This is a genomic window from Microvirga sp. KLBC 81 (genome assembly GCF_003075415.1).
GTDB lineage: Bacteria > Pseudomonadota > Alphaproteobacteria > Rhizobiales > Beijerinckiaceae > Microvirga.
The window spans coordinates 43,771-66,929 of sequence record NZ_QDAH01000030.1; the positions used below are offsets into that span (position 1 = coordinate 43,771).

10 protein-coding genes are annotated in these 23,159 nt (G+C 60.7%); 3 read left to right on the forward strand and 7 right to left on the reverse strand.

Annotated elements, in window-relative coordinates:
• Positions 1–270 precede the first annotated feature (270 nt).
• The 3 genes from DC522_RS18155 to DC522_RS35420 form a co-directional block, all read right to left on the reverse strand.
• Positions 271–1,314 carry an AraC family transcriptional regulator gene (locus DC522_RS18155; RefSeq protein ID WP_245444281.1) on the reverse strand — a complete coding sequence of 348 codons (1,044 nt, stop codon included), beginning with the start codon at positions 1,312–1,314 and terminating at the stop codon, positions 271–273.
• A 179-nt stretch (positions 1,315–1,493) separates the two neighbouring features.
• On the reverse strand, positions 1,494–4,553 hold the full coding sequence (locus DC522_RS18160) for a calcium-binding protein (protein ID WP_116530082.1): 3,060 nt from the start codon (positions 4,551–4,553) through the stop codon (positions 1,494–1,496).
• Positions 4,554–4,681: 128 nt separating this feature from the next.
• Entirely contained in the window at positions 4,682–13,762 is a 9,081-nt protein-coding gene (locus tag DC522_RS35420; protein WP_116530083.1) for a cadherin domain-containing protein, read from the reverse strand.
• Positions 13,763–14,498: 736 nt separating this feature from the next.
• Here DC522_RS35420 and DC522_RS18170 point away from each other — a divergent pair.
• Complete coding sequence (locus DC522_RS18170) at positions 14,499–15,833, forward strand: replication-associated recombination protein A (protein ID WP_165820201.1); 1,335 nt, start codon at positions 14,499–14,501, stop codon at positions 15,831–15,833.
• Positions 15,834–16,056: 223 nt separating this feature from the next.
• Positions 16,057–18,144 (forward strand): NAD(+) synthase, encoded by a 2,088-nt coding sequence (locus DC522_RS18175; protein WP_116530084.1) that lies wholly within the window; start codon positions 16,057–16,059, stop codon positions 18,142–18,144.
• Positions 18,145–18,418: 274 nt separating this feature from the next.
• Here the strand turns inward: DC522_RS18175 and DC522_RS18185 are convergent, their stop codons facing one another.
• The 3 genes from DC522_RS18185 to DC522_RS18195 form a co-directional block, all read right to left on the reverse strand.
• On the reverse strand, positions 18,419–19,600 hold the full coding sequence (locus tag DC522_RS18185) for an NnrS family protein (RefSeq protein WP_116530086.1): 1,182 nt from the start codon (positions 19,598–19,600) through the stop codon (positions 18,419–18,421).
• Complete coding sequence (gene ccoG / locus DC522_RS18190) at positions 19,600–21,045, reverse strand: cytochrome c oxidase accessory protein CcoG (protein WP_116530087.1); 1,446 nt, start codon at positions 21,043–21,045, stop codon at positions 19,600–19,602. The genes DC522_RS18185 and ccoG overlap by 1 nt, the downstream gene beginning before the upstream one ends.
• A gap of 66 nt (positions 21,046–21,111) precedes the next feature.
• Entirely contained in the window at positions 21,112–21,567 is a 456-nt protein-coding gene (locus tag DC522_RS18195) for a pseudoazurin (RefSeq protein ID WP_116530088.1), read from the reverse strand.
• Positions 21,568–21,953: 386 nt separating this feature from the next.
• On the opposite strand from DC522_RS18195, the gene DC522_RS18200 reads away from it, so the two are divergent.
• Positions 21,954–22,652: a Crp/Fnr family transcriptional regulator gene (locus tag DC522_RS18200; RefSeq protein ID WP_116530089.1), complete on the forward strand. Its 699-nt coding sequence runs from the start codon at positions 21,954–21,956 to the stop codon at positions 22,650–22,652.
• Here DC522_RS18200 and DC522_RS18205 read toward each other — a convergent pair.
• Positions 22,649–22,900, reverse strand: coding sequence for a DUF1858 domain-containing protein (locus DC522_RS18205; RefSeq protein WP_116530090.1), 252 nt, complete (start codon positions 22,898–22,900; stop codon positions 22,649–22,651). The genes DC522_RS18200 and DC522_RS18205 overlap by 4 nt on opposite strands.
• Positions 22,901–23,159: the final 259 nt, after the last annotated feature.

A 23,159-nucleotide genomic window follows, 5' to 3' on the forward strand; every position in this document is an offset into this window, starting at 1 on the left:
GAAAGAGGTCTGCAAGATAAGAGCGGTGCGTCGCTCCCGACAATCGACCCGCTGACGCTAGAGCCTCGGACCCAAAAGTGGACTTGCACCTTTGGGATCTCCCGATGCTCATTCTCTGGAGAAGTGCATCGTTTTGCGCGGAGAACCGGATCCACGTTTCCGCACGATGCGCTACCCTTCACTTGCCCAGCGCCCTTACCCGTTCTGAGTGCCGCTACTTCGGCCCTTGCCGATGCAGAACACGGCGGACACCCGCTTTACTCAGGGGCTTCAGCGATAAACCGCTTTCGCCAAGGTCTGCTTCGGCGTCTCGCCGAAGGTGCGCTTGTAGAGGGTGCCGAACTCGCCCATGTGACCAAAGCCGCAGGCAAGCGCGATCTCCGTCACCGTGGCCGCCGCTGGATCCGCAGCGAGCAAGGCCCGATGCACGTGCTGCAGCCGCACCGACCGGAGAAACGCCATCGGCGTCATGCCGCGAAAGCTCTGGAAGCCGTTCTGCAGGCTCCTCGCGCTCACCCTCGCATGGGCGGCAATGTCGGCAAGAGACAAGGGCTCGGAAAAATGCGCCTCGATGTAAGCTTCCGCCCGCTTGACATAAAATGGTGCTACTGCGGATTGCGGACGCAAAAGCGCATTCGTGTACGTGTGGCGGTGGGAAAGGAGGAAGCCGGTGAGTAGCGACTGCTCGAATTGCCGCCACGCGATCGGGGATTGCCTGATGAGGGCCCCCGGATCGGAGAGCTCTGCCTCCACGTACTCCAGCAGCCTGAGCCAGCTGTGCCCTGTAGAAGTATCGAGATCGACGCCGACATCGAAATCAAGGAAGCCTGGAATATCATAACCAAGTAGCTTGGCACAGCATTCCATGATCTTGTGCCGACTCGTAATAAGAACATGATGCTCTGCATCCTTCGGGACCACGATCACCCGCTGCGGCCCGGAGGGGAAAATGACTGCGTGTTGCTGTGAGATAGAAAACGTCTCCCCTTGGATCTTGAGCTGGCTGGGCCTGCTCAGGCTCGTGACGAAGGCCATTCGATCATTGGCATCTTCAGGGGCCTGGTTTATTTCAACATCGCTTTCGACATGAACCCGGAAGAGTCCGAGGTCGATCTGTCCTCGGTACCCGAACATGCCACCCGCAGGCGTCTCTCGTGAAGTTGAGATGAGGCGTTGGGGCGACACGAAGGTGTTGAGAGCGTTCTCCAATTCTTCGAGTTTGGCGGAGCGCCATGTTTGGTCGATGATCGGACCGTTCTGCGGTGCTGAATTGATTTCCTGACCTGGAGAACCTTTCATGGCTGCAGGGGACATGCGATTTTTCATTGTCTGACGGATCGCTACATGTTCGCCCCAGCGTCTCGTCGAGAGTGCGTTCATACAGGGCACCTAACTCGCGGCACTGACCCATTTCGTCGCAAGCCAATTCTTGCTGCCGCGGTAAAAAGCCCCGGCAGCAGTGCTGCCGAGGCCTGTTTAGACGAACATGTCCCTTAGACGACGAAGAAGTCTCTGGCGCTCATGGTCGTCAGGTTCGGCGAGACAGTGGCGAACTTCACCGCCAACCCTGCACCGGAGCCATCCGCATCATAGTACAGGGCGCCAGTGCTCTTGTTATAGATGATGTAGTCATTGGTATCCTGCGCCGCGGCGCCGATGGTGAAGAAATCGCTCTTCAGCTGTTTCGGGCTCGCCGCCGTGCCTGCTCCCAGCTTCTTGAAGATCGCGTTGTCGAGCTGGAAGCCGTCGTCCCTCACGGAGAACCTCAGGATCTTGTCGACATTGGTCGCACCCAACCTCGTGTTGAAGACGAACAGATCCCGTCCTGCATCGCCCTTCAGCGTGTCGCTGCCGGCGCCGCCGTTGATCTTGTCGTTGCCGGCTCCGCCAGAGAGCGTATCCCGACCCGTCCCGCCGACAAAGTAGTCGTTCGCAGCAGAACCGCTCGTTCTCTCCGAGGTCCAGTTCACGACATTGATGGTGATATCCTGCAGGAACGACAGGTTGTTGGCATCAATGTCATCGCCGTCCGCGATCGTGACCTTGAGCTTGAGCGTGTGGCTCCTGGCCCGCTCGTAGTCCAGGTCGAAGCCGTTGGCCACATAGATGGACTTCTTGTCGGCGCCGATCTTGAAGCGGCCGTCGGTGTTCGCCAGCGTGCCGTCGGCGAGCACGATCTGGTACGAGAACGCCTTGCCGTTCTCCCCCAGTTCGCCCGGCGTGAGATCGCCCACCTTGGTGTCGTTGGCGGCAAGCTCACGCGGCGCGGTGAAGGTCGTGAACCCGGCCTTGCCGGCCACCGCCTTCACCTGAACATGCTCGACCACAGGCACGCGGCCCTCCGCTCCATCCGTGACCTCGACCTCGAAGTCGGTGGTGCGGATCGTCCCCGGAGCGTCGGTGATCGGCGCCGCGTCGAACTTCACCACATCCATCATCACCTCGAGGGCCGCGGGCTCCCCTCGGAACGTGTAGATCCAGTAGTGGATACCGCTGGTGTTGTCCGTGAAATCAGATCTGGCCCATTGGAGACCTGCCGGAAGCATGAGCTCGCCGTGGTCCTTCAGGAACTTCACCTTCAGGGTCAGATTCCCATATTCAGCATCAAGGAGATCCAGCCCCTTGAGAGGACGGCAATCCGGCCCGGTATCGACGACCTTGGTCACACCCTCGCCGACTGTAACGGTCACCTCAGGCGCCTGGTCTCCGATGACATCCGTGATCACTTTGACCGTATCATTGATCACCGCGGGGTTGGGGTTGGCGCCGTCCAGCTCCTTCAGCGAGATGCGGAACTGGGTTATGATATCAGGAAGAGTAGAGTCGGCCCGGTTGTACGGATTGAACTTCAAGTCCGCGAGAAGGGCTTGCAGTTGTGCGATCGTTCTTCCCGTCCAGGTATACGTTCTGGTTCCGAGATCATCCTCGAAGTTCGTCAGAACCGTAGTTCCGAACTCGAGCACGCCGTCATCCTCATCGAAGGAGATCTCGAGCTCGAAGTTGCCGTTCGGCTGATCGTCCCCAAGGGTCACCTTCGTGAAGGGCGAGACGCTCGGTCCAATATCTGTGGCATTGGTCGTCGATCCTCCCCCTTCGACCGTGATCACCGGCGCCACGTTGGCGACGTTGTTCTTGACCACCACGTTGACGTCGCGGAAGCCCGTGCCGCCCTGGTTGTCGGTCGCCGTCACCCGCACGGTGTAGGTCGTGTCCTGGGTGATGTTGCCCAGCGCCGCCGTGTTCACCGACACCGTGCCGTTCGCGTCAACCGTGAACGCCCCGGCCGGGTACGTGCCCGAGAGCGCGTAGCCGGTGATCGTGCCGTCCGTGTCCGTGGCGTTCACGTCGAAGATCTGAACCGCGCCGGCATTCTCGTTGACCTCGACGTTGCCGCCCACGAGCGTGCCCGAGCCCGCCGCCGTCGGCGCCGCCACCGTCGGGTTCTGGTTGGGCACGTTGTTCTTGACCACCACGTTGACGTCGCGGAAGCCCGTGCCGCCCTGGTTGTCGGTCGCCGTCACCCGCACGGTGTAGGTCGTGTCCTGGGTGATGTTGCCCAGCGCCGCCGTGTTCACCGACACCGTGCCGTTCGCGTCAACCGTGAACGCCCCGGCCGGGTACGTGCCCGAGAGCGCGTAGCCGGTGATCGTGCCGTCCGTGTCCGTGGCGTTCACGTCGAAGATCTGAACCGCGCCGGCATTCTCGTTGACCTCGACGTTGCCGCCCACGAGCGTGCCCGAGCCCGCCGCCGTCGGCGCCGCCACCGTCGGAGCCGCGTTGGTATCGTCGTTGCGGATCGTGCCCGTCGCCGTGTTGCTCGTCCCGATCTGGGCGTTAGTGCTGCCCGTCGCGTTCAGCGTGATCGTGAAGTTCTCGTTCTGCTCGAAGGTGGAGTCCTTGCGCACCCGCACCACAAGCTGCGTGGTCAGGGCGCCACCCGTGAACGTCGCCGTGCCGCTCAGGACCTCGAAGTCGTTCGCGTCGATTCCCGTCCCGGCAATCGACCAGGCAACGGTGGTGTCCCCGTTCGCCGCGCTGTCGCGCACCAGCGTGTAGGTGTACGTCGTCCAGTCGCCCACCGTCGCCGACGTGCCTTCATCCTGCGCGATGTTCGTCGTGCCCGCCTGGAACTGAACCACCGGCGCCGGCGCCGTCTCATTGACAACGTCTCTCAGATAGACGTTGACGTTCAGTTGGTGGTAAACGCCCTCTGGGCCGGTACGTGTATCTTGCGAGTCCCGCAGCCAAAAGGTGACCTGAGGAAACTCACCAGCAAAGTCCGGATCTTCATAATCGAAGTTAGCAGGGCCACCGAGGGCAACGAGATACCAAACGCCACCTTCATTAATGACGCTAAAGCGCCCGCCCCAGTCCTCGACCATTTGGACTTTAAAGCTTCCAGAAGGGGGGGTTGCATCGATACCGTCGATGCGGGCGATTTTGGTCTGATTAGCAATATTCTCATCAAGGGTGATGGTTCTGTTACCATCGGAAAGGACACCATTGTAGGCGTCGTTTTCCGGAATATCGAGAAGTGTGAGTTGGACGGCCATGGAAGAGCCCCTTGCTGAGGTGATTGTGGTCTCGTTGCCCGCCATCGGGACGGAGAAACGCAGCTATATGTAAGGTTATAATATATTGAAAGGCGGGCCAGTAAAGCCCGCCTTCCTAGATTTTTCGCTTAGATGATGTGGAAGTAGTCGGCCGTGAGAACTGGCTTGGTGGTGCTGCCAATCTTGGCGATCAGGTTAGCTGCAACACCAACCCCGCCGCCGTCTCGGTCGTACCAGATCTCGCCAGTCGTCTGGTCGTAGATGATCCGGTGCTCAGCCCCTGCCGTAGCCACAGTACCCGCATGGAAGGCGCTGGCTTTCAGGATTCCGTTCTCCATGTGCTGGGCCTGAATGCCGGCGAAACGTGTTCCAAGCAGCTCGAACCGGTCACCCTGCACGGCGGGGTTGCTCGGGTCTCTCAAATCGAACTGGACGATCGTATCCACGTTGCGGGTCGTTATCGCAGCATCGAACCGGAAGGCATCGTCCCCAGTGCCGCCATTCAGGCGGTCAGCACCAGCCCCGCCGCTCAGAGTATCATTGCCAATCCGACCATTGAGCGTATCGTCGCCGGCCCCGCCCCTGAGGAAATCGTCGATACTGATCCCTGGGACTTCGGTCGTGAGACCACTCACCGTCTCCCTCGCAACATTGAGAATGGTCAGGGTGACGCTGAACTGCACTGGCGTGTTTGTTCCATCGGATGCTTCTACGACGACATTGAAGGTCCCATCACCGAGTTCACTGTCGATCTTCGTCTGGTCTTTGACGAGCAGAATCCCACCCGCCGTCAGCTCCACCCGTCCTTCCGCGTCGTTCACCAAGGTCCAGGTTAGTCCATCGGTATCAGTAGCACTGAACTGACCAATGATGCTGCCGCGCGCCATGTTCTCGAGAACAACCAGATCCGAGAACTGAGGGTTTGTCGGCGGAGTGTTCTCAGCCGCCGAGTGCACGGTCACCGTGCCGGTCTGGCCCGCGCCCGCCGTGGGATAGGCCTCGTCCGTCACCGTCAGGTTGAAGGCGATGTCCTCGGACGCCCCTGCCGCCAAGTCACGCGGGTTGAAGCTCAGAGCCTGCAGCTTCGTCTGCAGATCCGCCGCATCTGTGCCCGTCACCGTGTAGGTGGCGATGCCGCCGTCCACACCCACCAGGGTCAGACCTGTGCCGCTGAGCGAACCCAGGTTGTCCTGGAATGTGATCATCGCCGTGGTCTCTTGGCCGGCATCGTTGTCAATCACCACCGAGCCGAACGGCGCCACCGTGCCATTGTTGGCGTCGGCATTGATCGCCGTGCTCGGCAGGCCGCTAACCGTCGGGGCATCGTCCCCGCCCCCGCTATCGCCGACAGCCGTGGACACCACGCTGATGCGAGTGTTGCGCGCCGAGGAGTTGCCGTCGCTCACGGTGATGCTGAAGTTCGTGGTCACCTGCGTCCCATCGGGATCCTCCGAACGGTCCACGGCGTGGAATTGCAGATTCCGCACCGCATTCTGAACATCCGCGATCGACCCCGAGACCTTGTAGACACCGGTCAACTCATCGTAGGTGCCGATTTCGTAGCCCTCGAAGAAACCTTCGTTGGCCGAGTCGAGGGCGATCGTCACCGTGATGGTGTCGCTGTCCGTATCCGAGAAGGTCACGTTGCCGAAGGGCGAGACGACGCCATTGTCCTCCGTTGGAACCGAGAGATCGGTCTCGGCTCCGCCAATCACCGGCGCAGCGTTCGACGGATCGTCCACCGTGTCGGTGACGTAGACATTGAGGGTCTTCGTCAGCGAGCGGTTGTAAGAGTCCGTCGTACGGACCGTCACCTCGTAGTACTTGCCGAAGAAGTCCGTCTTCAGCAGCGGATCGGTGCTCTCCCAGTCGAGGCCTCCGACTGTCTTCAGGACGACATCGCCGTTGGTGTCGCTGGCGATCCGGAAGCGGCCGCCGGCCCCATCGCCCACGATCTCGTAGGTGAAGGTATCGTCCGCATCCGGATCGATGGTCGCGAGGGTGCCGACGACGCGGTCTGCCAAGTTCTCGGCCACGAAGTTCGGCGCCAAGGTGATGCCGAGCGGGTCGTTGCCTGTACCCTGACCGTCGAGGACGGTGACGGTGTAGTTCAGCGTATCAACCAGATGGTCGGTGCCGCCGTTCCGGTCCTTCACCGTCAGAGTGAGCGTGAAGGTCTCGTTCTGCGTGACTGTCAGCTTGCTCTTGTCGGCCACCACGATCCGCTTGTTGACCACATCGACCGCGAAGGCGCCCTCCATGGCGGGCGGCACGCCGGAGATCTCGTACACGAAGAGCTCGTTCGCGTCCTGATCCGTCACCGTGAAGGTGGCCAGCACGTCGCCGTTCTGGGTGTACTCGCCGATCGATACCGTATCGTCGGTCGTCTCCAGAACCGGCGCCTCGTTCACATCCGTGACGTAGACCTTGATCTCCTGCTCGGCCGAGGACAGAGCCGGGTTGGCGCTGTCGGTGGCGATCACCTTCAGGCGGTAGAACCGGCCGGTCGCATCCTCCTCGAGGCCCGCGCCCGGCGTGGTGGTGATCGCGTCCTCGAAGTTGAGGCTGGTCGCCACCTTGATCTGGTTGCCCTCGATCCTGAAGTGACCGGCGCCGTCGAAGCCGGTGACGAAGGCGTAGGTCAGCGTCGCCGGGCTCTCGTCCGCGGCGGACAGGGTGCCCACCACATCGCCCACCTGCAGGCTCTCGGCCACCGTGTCCGTGGTGGCGTTATCCAGCTCAACGTTCACTGGAGCCTGGTTGCCGGTCACGGAATTCACGCTGACCTCGCGAATGGCCATCGCGTTGTCGGTGTCGAGCACCAACACTTGGAAGTTGGTCCTCTCCGACACGCCGTCGGGCTCTTCGGGACGCGACCTGGTGTGGAAATGCAGGTTCTGGACGATCGCCGTCACCTGGTCGGCCGTGCCCCGCACGAAGAGTTGGCCATCTCCTGTCGTGTAAGTCAGGGTCGCTCCCGGGAAATTGGCTATATCCGGCAGGTTCTCGAAGTTACCCTGGCCCACTTCAAAGAAGATCTGGACCTCAATATAGGTGTTCGGATCGTTGTCGTTCCCGCCATCCTCGGCGTCGGAGAAGCTCAGGTCCTGGAACGGATCGATCAAGGTGTCGTCACCCACCGTCCAGTTCACCTCGCCATCGGGAGCGAGCGTGATGACCGGAGCTGTGTTCTCCGGCGGGCCCACGTCGCTGATGTAGACCTTGACGGTCTCCGGCGCAGAGGTCAGGCCGCCCGCGGTCGCAGTCACCTGAACTTCATAGTAGCTCTTGCCGGTTTCCTCATCGTAATGAGTCTCGTAATCGAGCGGGCCGGAGACCACCAGGTACCAGTCCGAGCCGGATTGCCGGATCTCGAACGGGACGTTCTGATCGACAAGGCTGTAGCCGGTAATGGGATCGCCATCGGGATCGACGGCGGTCAGCGTACCGACGAACAAGCCTGCGCCCGTATCCTCAGGGATCTCTTGGGGCTGCTGAGTTAGAGTGATATTGGTCGGCGCCTCGTCCACGTTTGTGACGTAGACCTTGATCTCCTGCTCGGGCGAGGACAGAGCCGGGTTGGCGCTGTCGGTGGCCACCACCTTCAGGCGGTAGAACTTGCCGGTTGCGTCCTGCTCGAGGCCCGCGCCCGGCGTGGTGGTGATCGCGTCCTCATAGTTGAGGCCAGTCTTCACCTTGATCTGCTTGGTGGTGTTGTCGATCTCGAAGTGACCGGCGCCGTCGAAGCCGGTGACGAAGGCATAGGTCAGCGTCGCCGGGCTCTCGTCCGTGGCCGACAGCGTGCCCACCACATCGCCCACCTGCAGGCTCTCGGCCACCGTGTCCGTGGTGGCGTTGTCCAGCAGAACATTCGTGGGCGCGTCATTGCTCGTGCTGTGGACCTTGACGGTGATCCGGTCGTCCAAGTTCCCTTGGTCGATGATCCGGACGTTGAACTCCGTGGTCACGGAAGCCGAACCGCTGGGCCTGTTGAAGGGCCTGAACTGGAGCGCCGTGACGGCGGCGTTCACCTGTTCCAGCGTGCCTGTGACTGTATAGGTACCCTCGATCTCATCATAGACGTAGTTCACGCCGTTGATGAAGTTCTCGAGGGTGCCCATGCCAGCATCGTAATTGATCGTGACGGTCACCTGACCGGTGACAGGATCGGTATCCTGATCCGTGAAGACGAGGTCCTGGAAGGCCGAGACGGCCAGATTGTCCGGCGTCGTCCATTCGATTTGACCGTTCGTTCTGACGCTGACGTCAGGCGCAGCATTGCTCGTGTTGTGAACCGAGTGCACCCAGATGTTCGGCAGTTCGCTGACCGATCCGCCCTGCCCGTCACTGACCTCGATCCGGAACACTGTCGAATCGATGCTGCCGTCCTGCGCGTCGGGTCGGTCCGTCGGGTTGAACTTCAGGGCGCGGACGCGCCCGAGCACTTCCGTCAGCGTTCCGCTGACAGTGTAAGTGCCACCGGTATGCTCGTCACCGCGGTAGTCCACGAACGTTCCGCCGTAATCTCCGATCGCCATGATCGTGACGGTGATCGTGTCCAGGGGATCGGGATCGGCGATGGTGATGCCGCCGAAGGGGGCCACGAGATTCGTGTTCTCGTTGTCCGCGATCGTGAAGGTCGCGTCCGGCGCGGTGAGCGTCGGCGCGGTGTTGTTCGGGTTGACGGGATTGATCGTGAAGTTCACCGCCTCAACGATGCTGTAGCCCGTCCCGGCATGATCCGTGATCTTCACGAAAAGCTGCATCGGCGTCGGATCCTCCACATCCGGTAGCGTGCCGGAGACGGTGATCTGTCCGGTGTTCGGATCAATCGAGAATGGCCCGGTATACTCGGTCGGGTCGTTGAGAGAACGAACGAGCGTGTAGACGAAGCTCTCGTTCGGCCCGGGAAGATCCGGATCCTCCACCATCGTGACAGTCGCGACACTCGTCCCAGGCTGGGCGTTCTCGACGACCGAGGGAACGACGTTGAACCACGCGTTTGTCAGCGCCTCGTTCACGTCCGTGACGTAGACCTTGATCTCCTGCTCGGCCGAGGACAGAGCCGGGTTGGCGCTGTCGGTGGCCACCACCTTGAGGCGGTAGAACCTGCCGGTCGCATCCTCCTCGAGGCCCGCCCCCGGCGTGGTGGTGATCGCGTCCTCGAAGTTGAGGCCGCTCGCCACCTTGATCTGGTTGCCCTCGATCCTGAAGTGACCGGCGCCGTCGAAGCCGGTGACGAAGGCATAGGTCAGCGTCGCCGGGATTTCGTCCGTGGCCGACAGGGTGCCCACCACATCGCCCACCTGCAGGCTCTCCGCCACCGAGTCGGTGGTGCCGTTGTCCAGCAGAACATTCGTCGGAGCCTGGTTGCTCTGGCCGTCGAGGATTGTGACGGTGAACCCCTGGGTGTCGAACAGATGGTCGGCACCACCGTTCTTGTCCTTCACCGTCAGGGTGAGCGCGAAGGTCGTGTTCTGCGTCACCGCCAGCTTGCTGCTGTCGGCCACCACGATCCGCTTGTTGACCGTATCGACCTCGAAGGCACCCGCCATGGCGGCCGGCACGCCCGAGAGCTCGTACACCAACTGCTCGTTCGTATCCGGATCCGCCACCGTGAAGGTGGCCAGCACGTCGCCGTTCTCGGCGGTCTCGTCGATCGTTACCGTCGCGTTGGACGTGGCCACATCCGGCGCCTCGTTCACGTCGGTGACGTAGACCTTGATCTCCTGCTCGGACGAGGACTGGTTCACGTCGTCGGTGGCCACCACCTTCAGGCGGTAGAACTTCCTGCCGTCGATTTCCCGCTCGAGGCCAGCCCCCGGCGTCGTGGTGATCGGGTCCTCGAAGTTGAGCGCCGTCGCCAGCCTGATCTGCTTGGTGGTGTTGTCGATCACGAAGTGACCGGCGCCGTCGAAGCCGTCGACGAAGGTGTAGGTCAGCGTCGAGGGGTCCTCATCGGTGGCAGAGAGATTGCCCACCACGTCGTCCACGCGCAGGCTCTCGGCCGCCGTGTCGGTGGTGCCGTTGTCCAGCAGAATATTCGACGGGACCGCATCGTCATTGATTTTGATCGTGATGGTGGGCGTAGACGTGCCCCCACGGGTGTCGGAGAGGGTGATCTGATACTCACGCTCCTCGCCGCCAGGGCCGACCTGGAGCGCATCACGATTGAAGACGAAGATCTTGTTGTTGATGATCTGGAATGCGTCGTCGTCACTGAACCGCGTCCCATTCGCAAAGGTGAATGAGACGCTGTCGCCATCCTGATCGTTTGCGATCAGCTCCGCGACGTAGCTGCCCTCCTCAAGCGTATCCCTGATCTCCCCATCTCGCATCACCTGGAGGATGGGAGGGTCGTTCGCGTCCGTAACGTTGATTCTCAGCTCGCGTGCCTCACCCAGTGCGCCACTCCACCGGTCCTGCGCACGGACCCAGATCGTGTGGTATTTCTGCCCTTCGTAATCGAGCTTCCGCCCCGCCGCGACTTTGATAGAAGGACCGTCTATTGTGAACAGCCCGTTCGCGCTCGCTGCGTCACCATGGTCCGGATCGAATACGAAGGTCGACACGAAATCGTCGTCAGGATCGTACGCCGTCAGCCCGGCGATGAAGGACGACGCATCCTCTCGCACGTTTGTCGTGATCGTCCCACCGTGGAATGTAGGCGCCCACGGAGCGTAGTTGACGTCGACGATCTCGACGCGAATGGTCGAGATCTTCTCGGACGCGCCGCTCCCGATGACGGTATCGGATTCGACGGCCCGGACCTGGATCTCGGCGTATTTGTGCTCGTTGCCGTTGCTGTCCCATTCCACCACGAAACCGTCTTCGCCATCGACGACATGCCTGTAGAGAATTCCGTCGACCATGCCGATCCGGCCGTAAGTCACCCCGTTCTGATCGACTTCCGTAGTCACGTAGAACGCACCGGCCGGGTTGCTCACGATCTCGTAATTGAGCGGTCCGCCGATCCCGTCGTCGGTCGAGCGGACTTCGGCGACGTTGTCCAAAGCCTGCATGTCGTTGACGGCGAGTGGCCCGCCGATGACCACCGGCGCCTCGGCGCTGTAGTTGAGAACGATCCCCTCGGCGAGATACACATTCTCGATGTTGGCCAGCTTTTTCGCGTCGTAGTACTGCACCGATATGTAGGCCGCATCCAGGCCTTCGGCTCCGCCGTTGTACTCTCGCGTGTCATCGTTCCGGTCGTCGACGTAATAGACGTCGTTGCCCTTGCCGCCGATCATGGTGTCAGCGCCGGCGCCGCCTGTGAGCGTGTTGTCGCCGTCGTTGCCGATGATGCGGTTGTTCAGGCTGTTGCCGGTCAGTTCGGCCAAGTTCGAACCGAGAGCGGTCACATGCTCCACATTCGCGATGTTCGCGATGCTATAGGAACCCCAGACCATCACCGTGTCGTTGCCGCCGCCTTCGGCCTCGACGATGGTGTCGCCACCGTCGATCCAGTACACGTCGTCGCCCGCGCCGCCCTCCATGTAGTCGGAGCCTTCTTCGCCGAGAAGAATGTCGTTTCCTTCCCCGCCGAAGAGATCGTCAACGCCGCCGCCGCCGTGGATCTCGTCGCCCCCCTTACCGCCCACGAGCCTGTTGGTGGCACCGTCCCCGGAAATCACATCGTTGAAATTCGTTCCCTCGACATTGGTGATCCCGCTGAAGCTGTCCTGGATGCCGTTCTTCGAGGTCAGCCCCGACGTCATGTCGACGACGACGCGCACGCCCAGAGATTGATAAGTGAGCCAGTCGGCCAATCCGTCCGCGCTCGATCCGACAATCGTGTCCCATCCGTCTGATCCGTGGAACAGGTTGTTGCCGTCTCCGCCGCCGAGATAATCGCTACCCCCGCTGCCATAGAGCGTGTCATTCCCCGCCCCGGTCGTCACGCGGGTGACGTTGATCAGCGTGTCGACCTCAGCGCCTAACGTGCCAGTGCCCGCCTGGAGATTGATGAGCCAGTTGCCCCTAGGTTGCCCTCCAAAGGTCGAGTCCATATCGTAGCGAACATGACCGGCGATCAATCTATCGTTACCTGCACCGCCGACCAAGATGTCATCTAGATCTCCTCCGTACAGGGTGTCATCCCCACCGTTTCCCTTCAGGGTATCGTTCGCGAAGTCATAGGATTGAGAGGCACTAGTCCCGTACAGGATATCATTTCCGTCGCCGCCCCCTAGGTGGTCAGCGCCCGTGCCACCACTGACGGTGAAAGTCCCGTCCCCGCTGCCCCAAAGCGTATCGTTGCCGTGACCGAAGTCGAGATCGTACTCAGTCCTGCCGGCAAAGGCGTCTATAGCAAAATGATCCGAATAATGAGACCCAAGAATAATATTAAAGTAGTTGTCGGTACCATATCCAAGCCTATCGGTTTCACCCCAAGTATCATGGGCAGTATTACCGAGGACTTGAACTTTGTTCGGGCCCAGAAGGACTGACGTAGATATCCCATACGCAAGCAGAACGCCGCGATCTCCAGTCTCCTGACTATAGTCGAGGGTGTTGATCCCGCTGCCGCCATTAAGCGTATCGAGGCCCGCCCATCCGGTGATTACGTCGTTGTCCGCGTCACCGTAAATCTCGTCGTTCCGCGCCGACCCGACGATGGTGTCGTTGCCATCATAGCCGTGGAACAGCCAGGTGTCCCCCGAGGGGGGCAGATTGTCCCTATAATCAATGAGGTTGTCGCCTTGATCCGCCCCGGGAACAGGTCTCTTCCCGAGCGTCCCGAAGTCTCCGGAGGCCGAGGCTTCTGAGCCGTCGCCCGATGTCAGCGACGAGGTCGAGGGGCTGGTTTCACCGGCAGACGAAAAAGTCCTGGTCGACGAAGCGGAGGTCACCTCAGGCGCCGCTTCCGCCACGACGATCTTCGACTGCTCCTCGACGGAGGACGGAGAAGCCTTGATCTCGGCAGGCGCATCGGGAGCCGGGATTGGTTCAGGAGACGCGACGGCATTCGCCGCAACAGACCGCTGCCCATCCAGTTCGTCCTTCAGGTCGAGAGCAGGGATTGGCTCGGGAGACGCCAACCCAGCAGCCGTTACGATGGACCGCCGTCCGTCCAGCTCGTCCTTCAGAAAGTCGAGGGCTGGTGTCGCAGCCTCTGCCCGCTCGATATCGCCCGGGAGCGTTTCGTCGAGCACGCTGCCGACATCGACTGCCTTGCCGCTGATCTTGTCGAAAACGGGCTTGTTCATGGTGACGTTCCCCTTACTTCCACCTGACAGGCGCCTGAGCCCAAAGGGAATTCAGGCGAATGTTACATCGTTAGGAACATCTTAAGACAGCCAGCTCCGCTGACAGCTCCCTGTATATACAGGTAACGATAGGGAATATCGGATTCGGGATTATTTTCTGAGGCTAAAAAGCAGCGTTGTTCTACAGTCGAACCTTGTTATTCCGTTAAGTAATTAAAGCATGGGCAGCGAGCTGCATGGCACCATTTCCAGCCGTTTCTTGAGGAAACCGACCCGTCCCGTTAACTATCCGGCGGGATAATTCAGAAAATCCAGCTATACTGGATAAATACTGCAACCAACAGGAAAGCGCACAACCAAAACGTGCATTATCTTGCCGCAATGCAGAGTGACAAGGTTAATGTTGCAATATTGCACAAGTGGCGCTGCTGCGTCCCGTTCCCGATCCAAGCAGACATAAACATGCCTGAAACCATAGGCCGCAGCCGCACAGCCGGCGGCCGGAGGCGTCGACATGCGGGCGCGGCGATGACGGGATTGCCTCTCCGGAGATGATGATCGATGTCTGCAGAGCACATATTGCAGGACAAACGGAATGCGCGCGACTTATTCGACGGGGTTGCCCTGTTGACGCGGGCATTGTGGCGATCCGTGTTGATCGACGGTATATCCAGCCCATCGATCCAGCCTCTCTGCACTCATTTCAATTTCCGACCATTCACGGCACTGGCAACCCATGGTGAAAGCCGATCTCTTTTCGAAGGCCCAGGAGCAGCGTGTAAAGCCCCTCGCCGCCGAGATGCGTCCACAAACGCTCGATGAGCTTGTCGGCCAGCAGCACATCCTCGGACCGGGCGGGCCGTTGCGGCGCCGTGTCCGGGCCGGCCGCCTCGGCACGGTCATCCTCTTCGGCCCGCCGGGGGTGGGCAAGACCACCATAGCCCGCGCCATCGGACAGGAGATGAAGAAGGAGTTTCGCTCCCTTCATCCTGCCAGCAGCAACGTCTCCGACATCAAGGCCGTGGCTCAGGAAGCCCAGGCCAAGGACATTCTCGTCTTCATCGACGAGATTCATCGCTTCAGCAGCTCACAGCAGGACTATCTCCTCGATCTCACCGAGACCGGCACCTTCGACCTGATCGCGGCGACCACCGGCAATCCCTATCACGTGCTCACCCCTGCGCTCGTGTCCCGCGCGTCCATCTTCCAGCTCGAGCCCCACTCCCTGGAGGACCTGGAACAGATCGTCGGACGGGCCCTGTCCTTTCTCGCACGCCGGAAGGATCTGGACGTTCGCCTCGACGCCGAGGCCATGAAACAGCTGATCGGACGCGCAGGAGGCGATGCCCGCCGCGTCCTGAATGCTCTCGAGACACTGGTTCTCGGATCAGCGCCCGGCTCGGTCATTTCGATCACCGGAGCCATGGTGGACGAGGTCTATCAAGCCTCGCCCCTTCCGTTCGATCGGAAAGGCGACTTTCACTACGACACCATCTCCGCCTTCATCAAATCGATGCGTGGATCGGATCCCGATGCCACTCTCTATTGGCTGGCCCGTCTCATCCATTCCGGTGAGGATCCCCGCTTCATCGCCCGCCGTATTCTCATCCACGCTTCGGAAGACGTTGGCCTGGCCGATAACACGGCCCTTCAAACGGCAGCTGCGGCTCTCACGGCCGTCCAGCATGTCGGCTACCCGGAAGCCCAGATCGTTCTTGCCCACGCCGCCCTGCACATCGCCCGTGCTCCGAAATCGAACTCGGCCTGCCGCGGCATCGGAGCGGCGATGGCCTACGTCAAATCGCAGCCCATGATCCCCGTGCCGGCTCATCTGCGGGACGCGCATTATGCCGGGGCGGCCAAGTTGGGACATGTGGGCTACCAGTTTCCGCATGACGATCCACGAGGATGGGTCGAGCAGACCTATGCCCCGGGGATCCAACCTGGCCAGTTCTACCGGAGCGATGGTCGAGGCAGTCACACGTTCGAGGCGCGAGCCGATGCATGGTGGGAACGCGTCACAGGGCAGCCACAGCCAAGCCACGGACTGGACGAGCCCAACAAGGACTGACGGGTGCCGTCAGGCACGCTCTGGATCTCCGGGTCAATCCGCCATGCGGCAAATATTCTTTCGTTCCCTCCCGCAAGGGGATATTCTTTGCCGGAACACACCCGGCCTTCCAAGGAATTGCGTGCGCTCAAAAACCACGATCCTTAAAGGTCAAGAGAGGCACGTCGCCGAGTAAGGGCAGCCCCGATGGGAACCACTGCCCGAGGGCCGATTTGGATACGGGATGACTTCTTTCTTCTCACCTTATTCTCACGATTTCGTCCGCATCGCGGCCTGCGTGCCGCGGATCGAGGTTGCGAATCCGCGCTTCAATGTCGAGCGCACGCTGGAACTTCTGCATCAGGGCGATCGGGAACGCATTGCCTTGATGGTCTTTCCCGAGCTTGGCCTCTCGGCCTATTCCATTGACGACCTGCTGCATCAGGATGCGCTGCTGGAGGCGGTCGAAGAGGGCATCGCCCGCCTTGTCGCCGAGAGCGCCGATCTCTTTCCGGCCTTTGCCGTCGGGGCCCCTCTCCGCTGGGAGAACCGCCTCTACAACGCAGGCATCGTCATCCAGGCCGGGCGCATTCTCGGCGTCGTGCCGAAGGTCTATCTTCCGAACTATCGGGAGTTCTACGAGCGCCGTCATTTCGCGTCTGGCGCAACAATTCGCGGGCAGGAGATCAATGTTGCAGGCGAACGCGTCCCGTTTGGCGTCGACCTCCTCTTCCGGTCGGTCGGTAGCTGCGCCTTCACCTTCCATGTGGAAGTCTGCGAAGACATGTGGGTGCCCCAGCCGCCCAGCACTGTCGCGGCGCTTGCCGGCGCGGAGGTTCTTCTCAATCTGTCGGCCAGCAACATCACCATCGGCAAGGCCGAGGATCGGCAGCTGCTGTGCGGCTCGCAATCCATGCGCTGCATCGCCGCCTATGCCTTTTCGGCTGCAGGCCCCGGCGAGTCGACCACCGATCTTGCCTGGGACGGCCAGGGCGGCATCTTCGAGGATGGCCTCCGTCTGGCGGAAACCGAGCGCTTCCCCGCCAGTTCCACGATGGCTGTGGCCGACGTGGATCTGGGACGCCTGCGTGCGGAGCGGATGCGCCGCGTCACCTTCGGCGATTGCGGGCGCAATCTGAACGTCACGCCCAACGATTTCCGCACCTTGCAATTCAGCTTGGATGCGCCGGACGAAACCCTCCCGCTTCGCCGTCCGGTCGAACGGTTTCCCTATGTGCCGTCCGATCCGTCGAAGCTTACTGAGAATTGCTACGAGGCCTACAACATCCAGGTCCAAGGCCTCGCGAAGCGGCTTCAGGCCACGCGCACCGAAAAGGTCGTCATCGGCGTCTCGGGCGGGCTCGACTCGACGCAGGCTCTCCTCGTCTGCTGCCGCGCCATGGACAAGCTCGGCTTAGCCCGCACCAACATCCTCGCCTATACACTTCCTGGCTTTGCGACCAGCGAAGGCACAAAGGGCAATGCCTGGGCCCTCATGAAAGCGCTTAAGGTCAGCGCGTCCGAGATCGATATCCGTCCTGCGGCACGCCAGATGCTGCAGGACTTGGACCATCCCTTCGCTGAAGGGCAGCCGGTCTATGACGTGACCTTCGAGAATGTGCAGGCGGGTTTGCGAACCGACTACCTGTTCCGTCTTGCCAATCATCATCGTGGCATTGTCGTCGGCACGGGCGACCTCTCCGAACTGGGGCTCGGCTGGTGCACGTACGGCGTCGGCGATCAGATGTCCCACTACAACGTCAACGCCTCGGTGTCGAAGACGTTGATTCAGCACCTGATCCGTTTCGTCGCGGCCTCCGGTGATGTCGATCAGGCGACGGCCGACATTCTTCACGCCATCCTGGCGACGGAGATCTCGCCGGAACTCGTTCCGCAGGAATCCTCCGGGCAAATTCAATCGACCGAGGCCATGATCGGCCCTTATGCGCTGCAGGATTTCAACCTGTATTATCTCACGCGCTACGGCTTTAAGCCTTCGAAGATCGCCTATCTCTCCTGGCATGCCTGGAAAGATGCAGCCTCCGGCACATGGCCGCCGAACATACCGGCGAGCGCGCATCGTTCTTATGAGCTTCCCGAGATCAAGCGCTGGCTGCGGGTGTTTCTCTCCCGCTTCTTCACCAGTCAGTTCAAGCGCACCGCCATGCCGAACGGACCGAAGATCTCGTCCGGCGGATCGTTATCCCCTCGCGGTGATTGGCGCGCTCCCTCGGATGCAGGACCGCAGGTATGGCTTGAAGAATTGGAGAGCAACGTTCCCGATGCCGAGCCTGAACCTTCAGGCTCCGTGCATCAGCAGCAAGGCGCATAGATAGCCTGATCGTTCTCCTGAGCAAAGTCTCGCCGGCAGTAACCAAGCTCTCGGCAGCCTGAGCAGCCCAGGCTGCTGCCCTTCAGCGAGGCCATTTCGGTCTCGAAGCTCGCAAGCGGTTCCGCCTGCGCATTCTCTGCGCCAACCGGGGATACCCTTTCCTGCGCATAAGACTCGCTCTTGCTGCCGTGGTCTGTTGTCAAAGCCTTCCTCCCTGCTCGTCGGGCTAAACTGACAGAGACGAGGAAGAAGGCCTTGATTTATCGCAAGGGCGTCAGGCCTTCACGCGCGGCCGCGTGAAAACGATCCAATATGTCAGCGCGAAGCCGATGAACGTTCCAGCCCATGCCGCGCCCGCCAGATGAAGCAGAGCGTCGGTCCAGTCGGGGAGAAGCGCGGCGATGATCCGCGCAAAAGCAGCAATGACGATCAGGAGGTAGAGAGCTTGCGTCATCCGCGACGCCACCAGTGCTCGCCCCGTATGGCCGAGGCTGGCGCGCGACATCACGGCAAGCGTCATTCCCCCCATGGCTCCACCCGTCCACGCATGAATGCCCGCGCCGGCGGGGATGAGGCCCAAGGAGGCGAGACCCGTCAGGATGAAGCCGAGCGGAACGAAGGCGTAAGCCACATGCAGGATCAGCACGAGCCGATCCCTCCAGGTCCTGTGGCCGGCCCAGCGGGCCATGTGAACGGTCTGGACGAGACCCGCAGCGATCAGGGCAACCCCTGCGATCTGCCATTCGGGCAAGGCGATCCAGACCAGAAGCGCGAGGCTCGCGCCTGCCATCGAGATCATGTCGAAGGTACCGAACGATGCCGGCATGCGACCGGGATTTTCGCGTGAGAGCCAGTTGCGGGTAAAACTCGGCACGATGCGCCCGCCGATCACCATCACGAGCATCATGGTCGCTGCGACACCAATCCGGATGCCGTATTCGGCTGCGCCCAGAAGATGCGCTTCCAGGTGAAAGGCGATGTTGCCGATCGTCAGGATGCCCAGAGCAACCATGACTTTGAGGTTGCGCCAGTTTTTGCCCTTGACGATTTCCCGCGCCATGACCGCCGCAACGACGATCAGGAACGACACGTCGGTGAGCGCGGAAACCTGCCATCCGATCCAGGCTGACATCGTGACCGCCACGCGCCCCGCCACCCATATCAGAACCAGCATGATCAACGGCTTGCCCTGCAGGGGCATGCGGCCTGTCCAGTTGGGAACGGCGGTCAGCAGGAAGCCTGTAATCACGGCCGAGAGATAGCCATAGAGCATCTCATGGATGTGCCAGTCGCGCGGCGCGAAAGCCGTCGAGAGCTGAAGCCCACCGTAGAACATTGGCAGCCAAGCCAGGATCGCGAGCCCTGCATAAAGCGAACCGAACAGGAAGAAGGGGCGAAAGCCATACGAGAACAGCGCAGGGCCTTCATAGGGTTGCAAGCGAGGAATGGGAGCCATCACCGGTCTCCGTCATTGGACATGAACATGTCTTCGGCAATGATGCTGCTGCCCGTCTTCGTATCGGTTGCCGTGAACATGACAGGATGGCGGCCGTCCGCGTCGGCTGAGACGAGCACGCGGATCTCCCGTGTGGCATCGGGCTCCACCTGAACAACGGCATTCTCCTCGACCACTTCGAGAGTCGCCTCAGGCAGACCGGTCATATCGATCTTAAACGAGCGCGCTTCGCCGCTCTTGTTATAGAGGCGCAAGGTATAGCCGTTGCGGGTCCGTCCGTCCGAGAGCGTGACGGCCACGGGGTTGCGATCATGGATCACGGTGAGTTTCGCATCGCTCCGCATGCTCAGGCTCACTCCCATCACTCCTGCCAGAGCGACAATCGAGAGGCCAAGGCCAATGGTCTTGGGCCTGATGATCCGACGCCGAGGCTCCTCCTTGCGATGCCCACGCTGAATATTGGTCCAGGATTCATAATCGATCAGGCCACGCGGGCGATCGAGCTTGGCCATGATGCTGTCGCAGGCATCGATGCACAGGCCGCAATTAATGCAGGCGAAGTTGGGTCCTTCGCGAATGTCGATTCCGATCGGGCAAACGGTCACGCATTGCATGCAATCGACGCAATCGCCCGCGGGCTCTCCCTTCGCTCTCAATTCCGCGGCCTTCTTGGCGGATCCGCGTGGCTCGCCGCGATAGTCGCGGTAGTTGACGGTAAGCGCCTCCGGATCCCAGATCGCACCCTGCAGGCGCGGCCACGGGCACATCCAGGTGCAGACCTGCTCGCGCGCGAAACCCGCGAGCGTATAGGTGGTGGACGTCAGGATGCCGACCCATGCATAGGAGAGAACGGAAGCCTCACCCGTGACGAGCTCGACAAGAAGCATCGGAGCATCCGTAAAATACAGAACGAACGCACCGCCCGTTCCCATGGCAATGGCGATCCAGATTGCATGCTTGAGACAGATCTCCATGACACGCCGCGTGTTAAGCGGCGCACCCTGTTTCTTCAGCCGCTCACGCCTGTCGCCTTCGACCCAGCGCTCGACCAGAAGGAAAAGATCGGTCCACACCGTCTGCGGGCAGAAATAGCCGCACCAGACGCGACCTGCGACGGCATTGAGCCAGATGAGGACGAGAGTCGCCAGGACGAGCAGACCGGTGAGGTAATAGACCTCCTGCGGCCAGATCTCGATGAAGAAGAAATAGAGCCGGCCCCGGTCGAAATCGAAGAGAACAGCCTGATCAGGTTGTCCCTCCCCTCGCGTCCAGCGCAGGAACGGAAGAGTGTAGTAGACGGCAAGACAGACGATCAGCGCCATCCATTTCAGCCTGCGATAGCGGCCGGAGACGGATTGCGGAACAACCTTTTCCGCGATGACACCACGCTTGGGCTTACGCAGATGAGCGCGTTCAGGCTTGAAACTGATATCGAGGGTCGCCATGGCTCTTCATGAAATGGATAGCGCCGCCGCGATGGTGCGGCGGCGTTGAACTGACAGCGGCTCGCGTTACTTCGCGGCGGCCTTGATCGCGGCGAGCTTGTCGAAGAGATTGCTGAAGATCTGCTTGGCCTTGCCCGGATGGGTGGCGGCCTTCGCCTGGTCCGCATTGGCGGCATCGCCCACGACCACTAGGCCGACCATGCCCATGCCGTAATGCGGCTTGCACTTGTAACCATAGACGCCGGGCTTGTCGAAGGTCACCGCAATCTCCTCGTTCATCTTGCCCACGAAGCCTTTGCCGCCTTCCGGCATCATCGTCTCGATGATCTCGGCATTGTGGCCCTTGTCGGTGGCGACGAACTTCACCGTATCGCCCGGATTGATCTTCACCAGGGCAGGTTCGAACACCATCACGCCTTCCGTGCCCTTGTTGAGCATCTTGACCTCAACCTCGGCCGCGTTTGCCGCGCTGGCCATTCCGAGGGCGGCCACGAGAGCACCGAGCATCACCACCTTGCGCATCATCCTTCTCCTGTTTGTCGATGCGATTTCACGAGCCTGAGCCGGCTCTTGAGGAGATGTCATACGCCCTTGAGAGAAGCCTTATTTGTGCTGCATCAAACATCGAGCGTTTTCATCTGAAGGCAGCCATTACGCTCCTCCGGACCAAGAAGGCATTCCGGGAAAGTCCCTAAGGCGATGTCGCATCAATGGCCAAGCTGATGCTGCTGCCCGAGCCGTTTGAGCTATCTCAATTCGCTTTTAAGGCCCGCACGGTAAGGTTCGAGGCAGGGAATTGGCTGAAACCTGTTCCACGACGGGACGGCAACATAATGACGTGGCGAGCAGCGAGGCCTTTTCGTTCCTGTCAATTGTCGACCCGAACCATGAAAGTCGGAACCCGCAGCATGCCGAGCTTGGACAAATCCCTGGTCGCCGATCTCCCGATGTTCGCGGGGGTTGCCCCTGACGACATCAATGAGATCCTCAAAGAGGCGCAATCCGTTCGCTATCCAAAAGGAACAAACGTCTTTCAGCAGGACGAGGAGGCCCGTTCCTTCTTCGTGCTGCTTCATGGACACTTACGGGTTATGAAGATCACACCAGATGGCCAGCAGGTAGTGGTTCGCTTCGTCACCCCAGGCGATCTATTCGGAATCGCCATGGCCATGGCGCGCAGGACCTATCCGGCAACGGCCATGGCCGTCGTCGACAGTGTCGCCCTTGTCTGGCCCTCAGCTGCATGGCCCCGTCTCGTCGCCAAGCACCCTTCCCTTGCGGTGAACACGATCCAGACAGTAGGGACACGACTGCAGGACGCGCATACGCGTGTCGTGGAAATGTCGACGGAGCAGGTGGAAAAGCGCGTGGCCCATGCCTTGCTGCGCGTGGCTCAGCAGGCCGGACGAAAAGGGGACGATGGTATTCAAATCGACTTCCCGATCTCCCGGCAGGATATTGCGGAGATGACCGGCACAACGCTGCACACTGTCAGCCGCATCTTGAGCGGCTGGGAGAATCAAGGCCTTGTTGAAAGCGGACGGCAGAAGATTACCATCCGCAATCCGCACAAGCTGTTCATGCTCGCAGAACGCCCGACCGATTAAGCACCCGACCCATAGGGCCACTGTGCTGAAATGCGGGAAGACTTGCGCGCAGGATCCCGGGCAACCTCGTTGAGTTCAGCAAGAAATTTGCCGGAGTCGACATTGTGCTCGCGGCACGCGTCGTCAACCGTGTGGAAACACGCAATCGGGCATCCGATACAGCGCATCTTGTGATCCAGGAAAACACGGATCGTCACTGGCCATTGGCGCATGACATCATCAACGAGATGGTTTGAGGCGATAGGCATGACTGCCTCCGAAGCATGATGGTTTCTCATGCTTCTAAAACAGCAGGTTCCCGCGCAGAGCTCTTTGATCAATCACAATGAGCCATTCAAATCGCTCATCCAGCACCGCGTTTTTCAGCAAGCGAAGTATTCATTTCGGTCGAAGCAGGTGTTTACCTCCGTATATGTCCTTAGCTGCGGTTTTATTTGCTCGGGGACAAATAAGGTCCGCCGACGTCAGCGTAGAACATCGTCATCCGATGACGGACCACTTCCGATC

What these genes read in the sequence shown, in the direction of transcription:
- DC522_RS18155 (WP_245444281.1), bottom strand. Translation starts at nt 1,314, where the DNA reads ATGTCCCCTGCAGCCATGAAAGGTTCTCCAGGTCAGGAAATCAATTCA.
- DC522_RS18160 (WP_116530082.1), bottom strand. Translation starts at nt 4,553, where the DNA reads ATGGCCGTCCAACTCACACTTCTCGATATTCCGGAAAACGACGCCTAC.
- DC522_RS35420 (WP_116530083.1), bottom strand. Translation starts at nt 13,762, where the DNA reads ATGAACAAGCCCGTTTTCGACAAGATCAGCGGCAAGGCAGTCGATGTC.
- DC522_RS18170 (WP_165820201.1), top strand. Translation starts at nt 14,499, where the DNA reads ATGGTGAAAGCCGATCTCTTTTCGAAGGCCCAGGAGCAGCGTGTAAAG.
- DC522_RS18175 (WP_116530084.1), top strand. Translation starts at nt 16,057, where the DNA reads ATGACTTCTTTCTTCTCACCTTATTCTCACGATTTCGTCCGCATCGCG.
- DC522_RS18185 (WP_116530086.1), bottom strand. Translation starts at nt 19,600, where the DNA reads ATGGCTCCCATTCCTCGCTTGCAACCCTATGAAGGCCCTGCGCTGTTC.
- ccoG (WP_116530087.1), bottom strand. Translation starts at nt 21,045, where the DNA reads ATGGCGACCCTCGATATCAGTTTCAAGCCTGAACGCGCTCATCTGCGT.
- DC522_RS18195 (WP_116530088.1), bottom strand. Translation starts at nt 21,567, where the DNA reads ATGCGCAAGGTGGTGATGCTCGGTGCTCTCGTGGCCGCCCTCGGAATG.
- DC522_RS18200 (WP_116530089.1), top strand. Translation starts at nt 21,954, where the DNA reads ATGCCGAGCTTGGACAAATCCCTGGTCGCCGATCTCCCGATGTTCGCG.
- DC522_RS18205 (WP_116530090.1), bottom strand. Translation starts at nt 22,900, where the DNA reads ATGCCTATCGCCTCAAACCATCTCGTTGATGATGTCATGCGCCAATGG.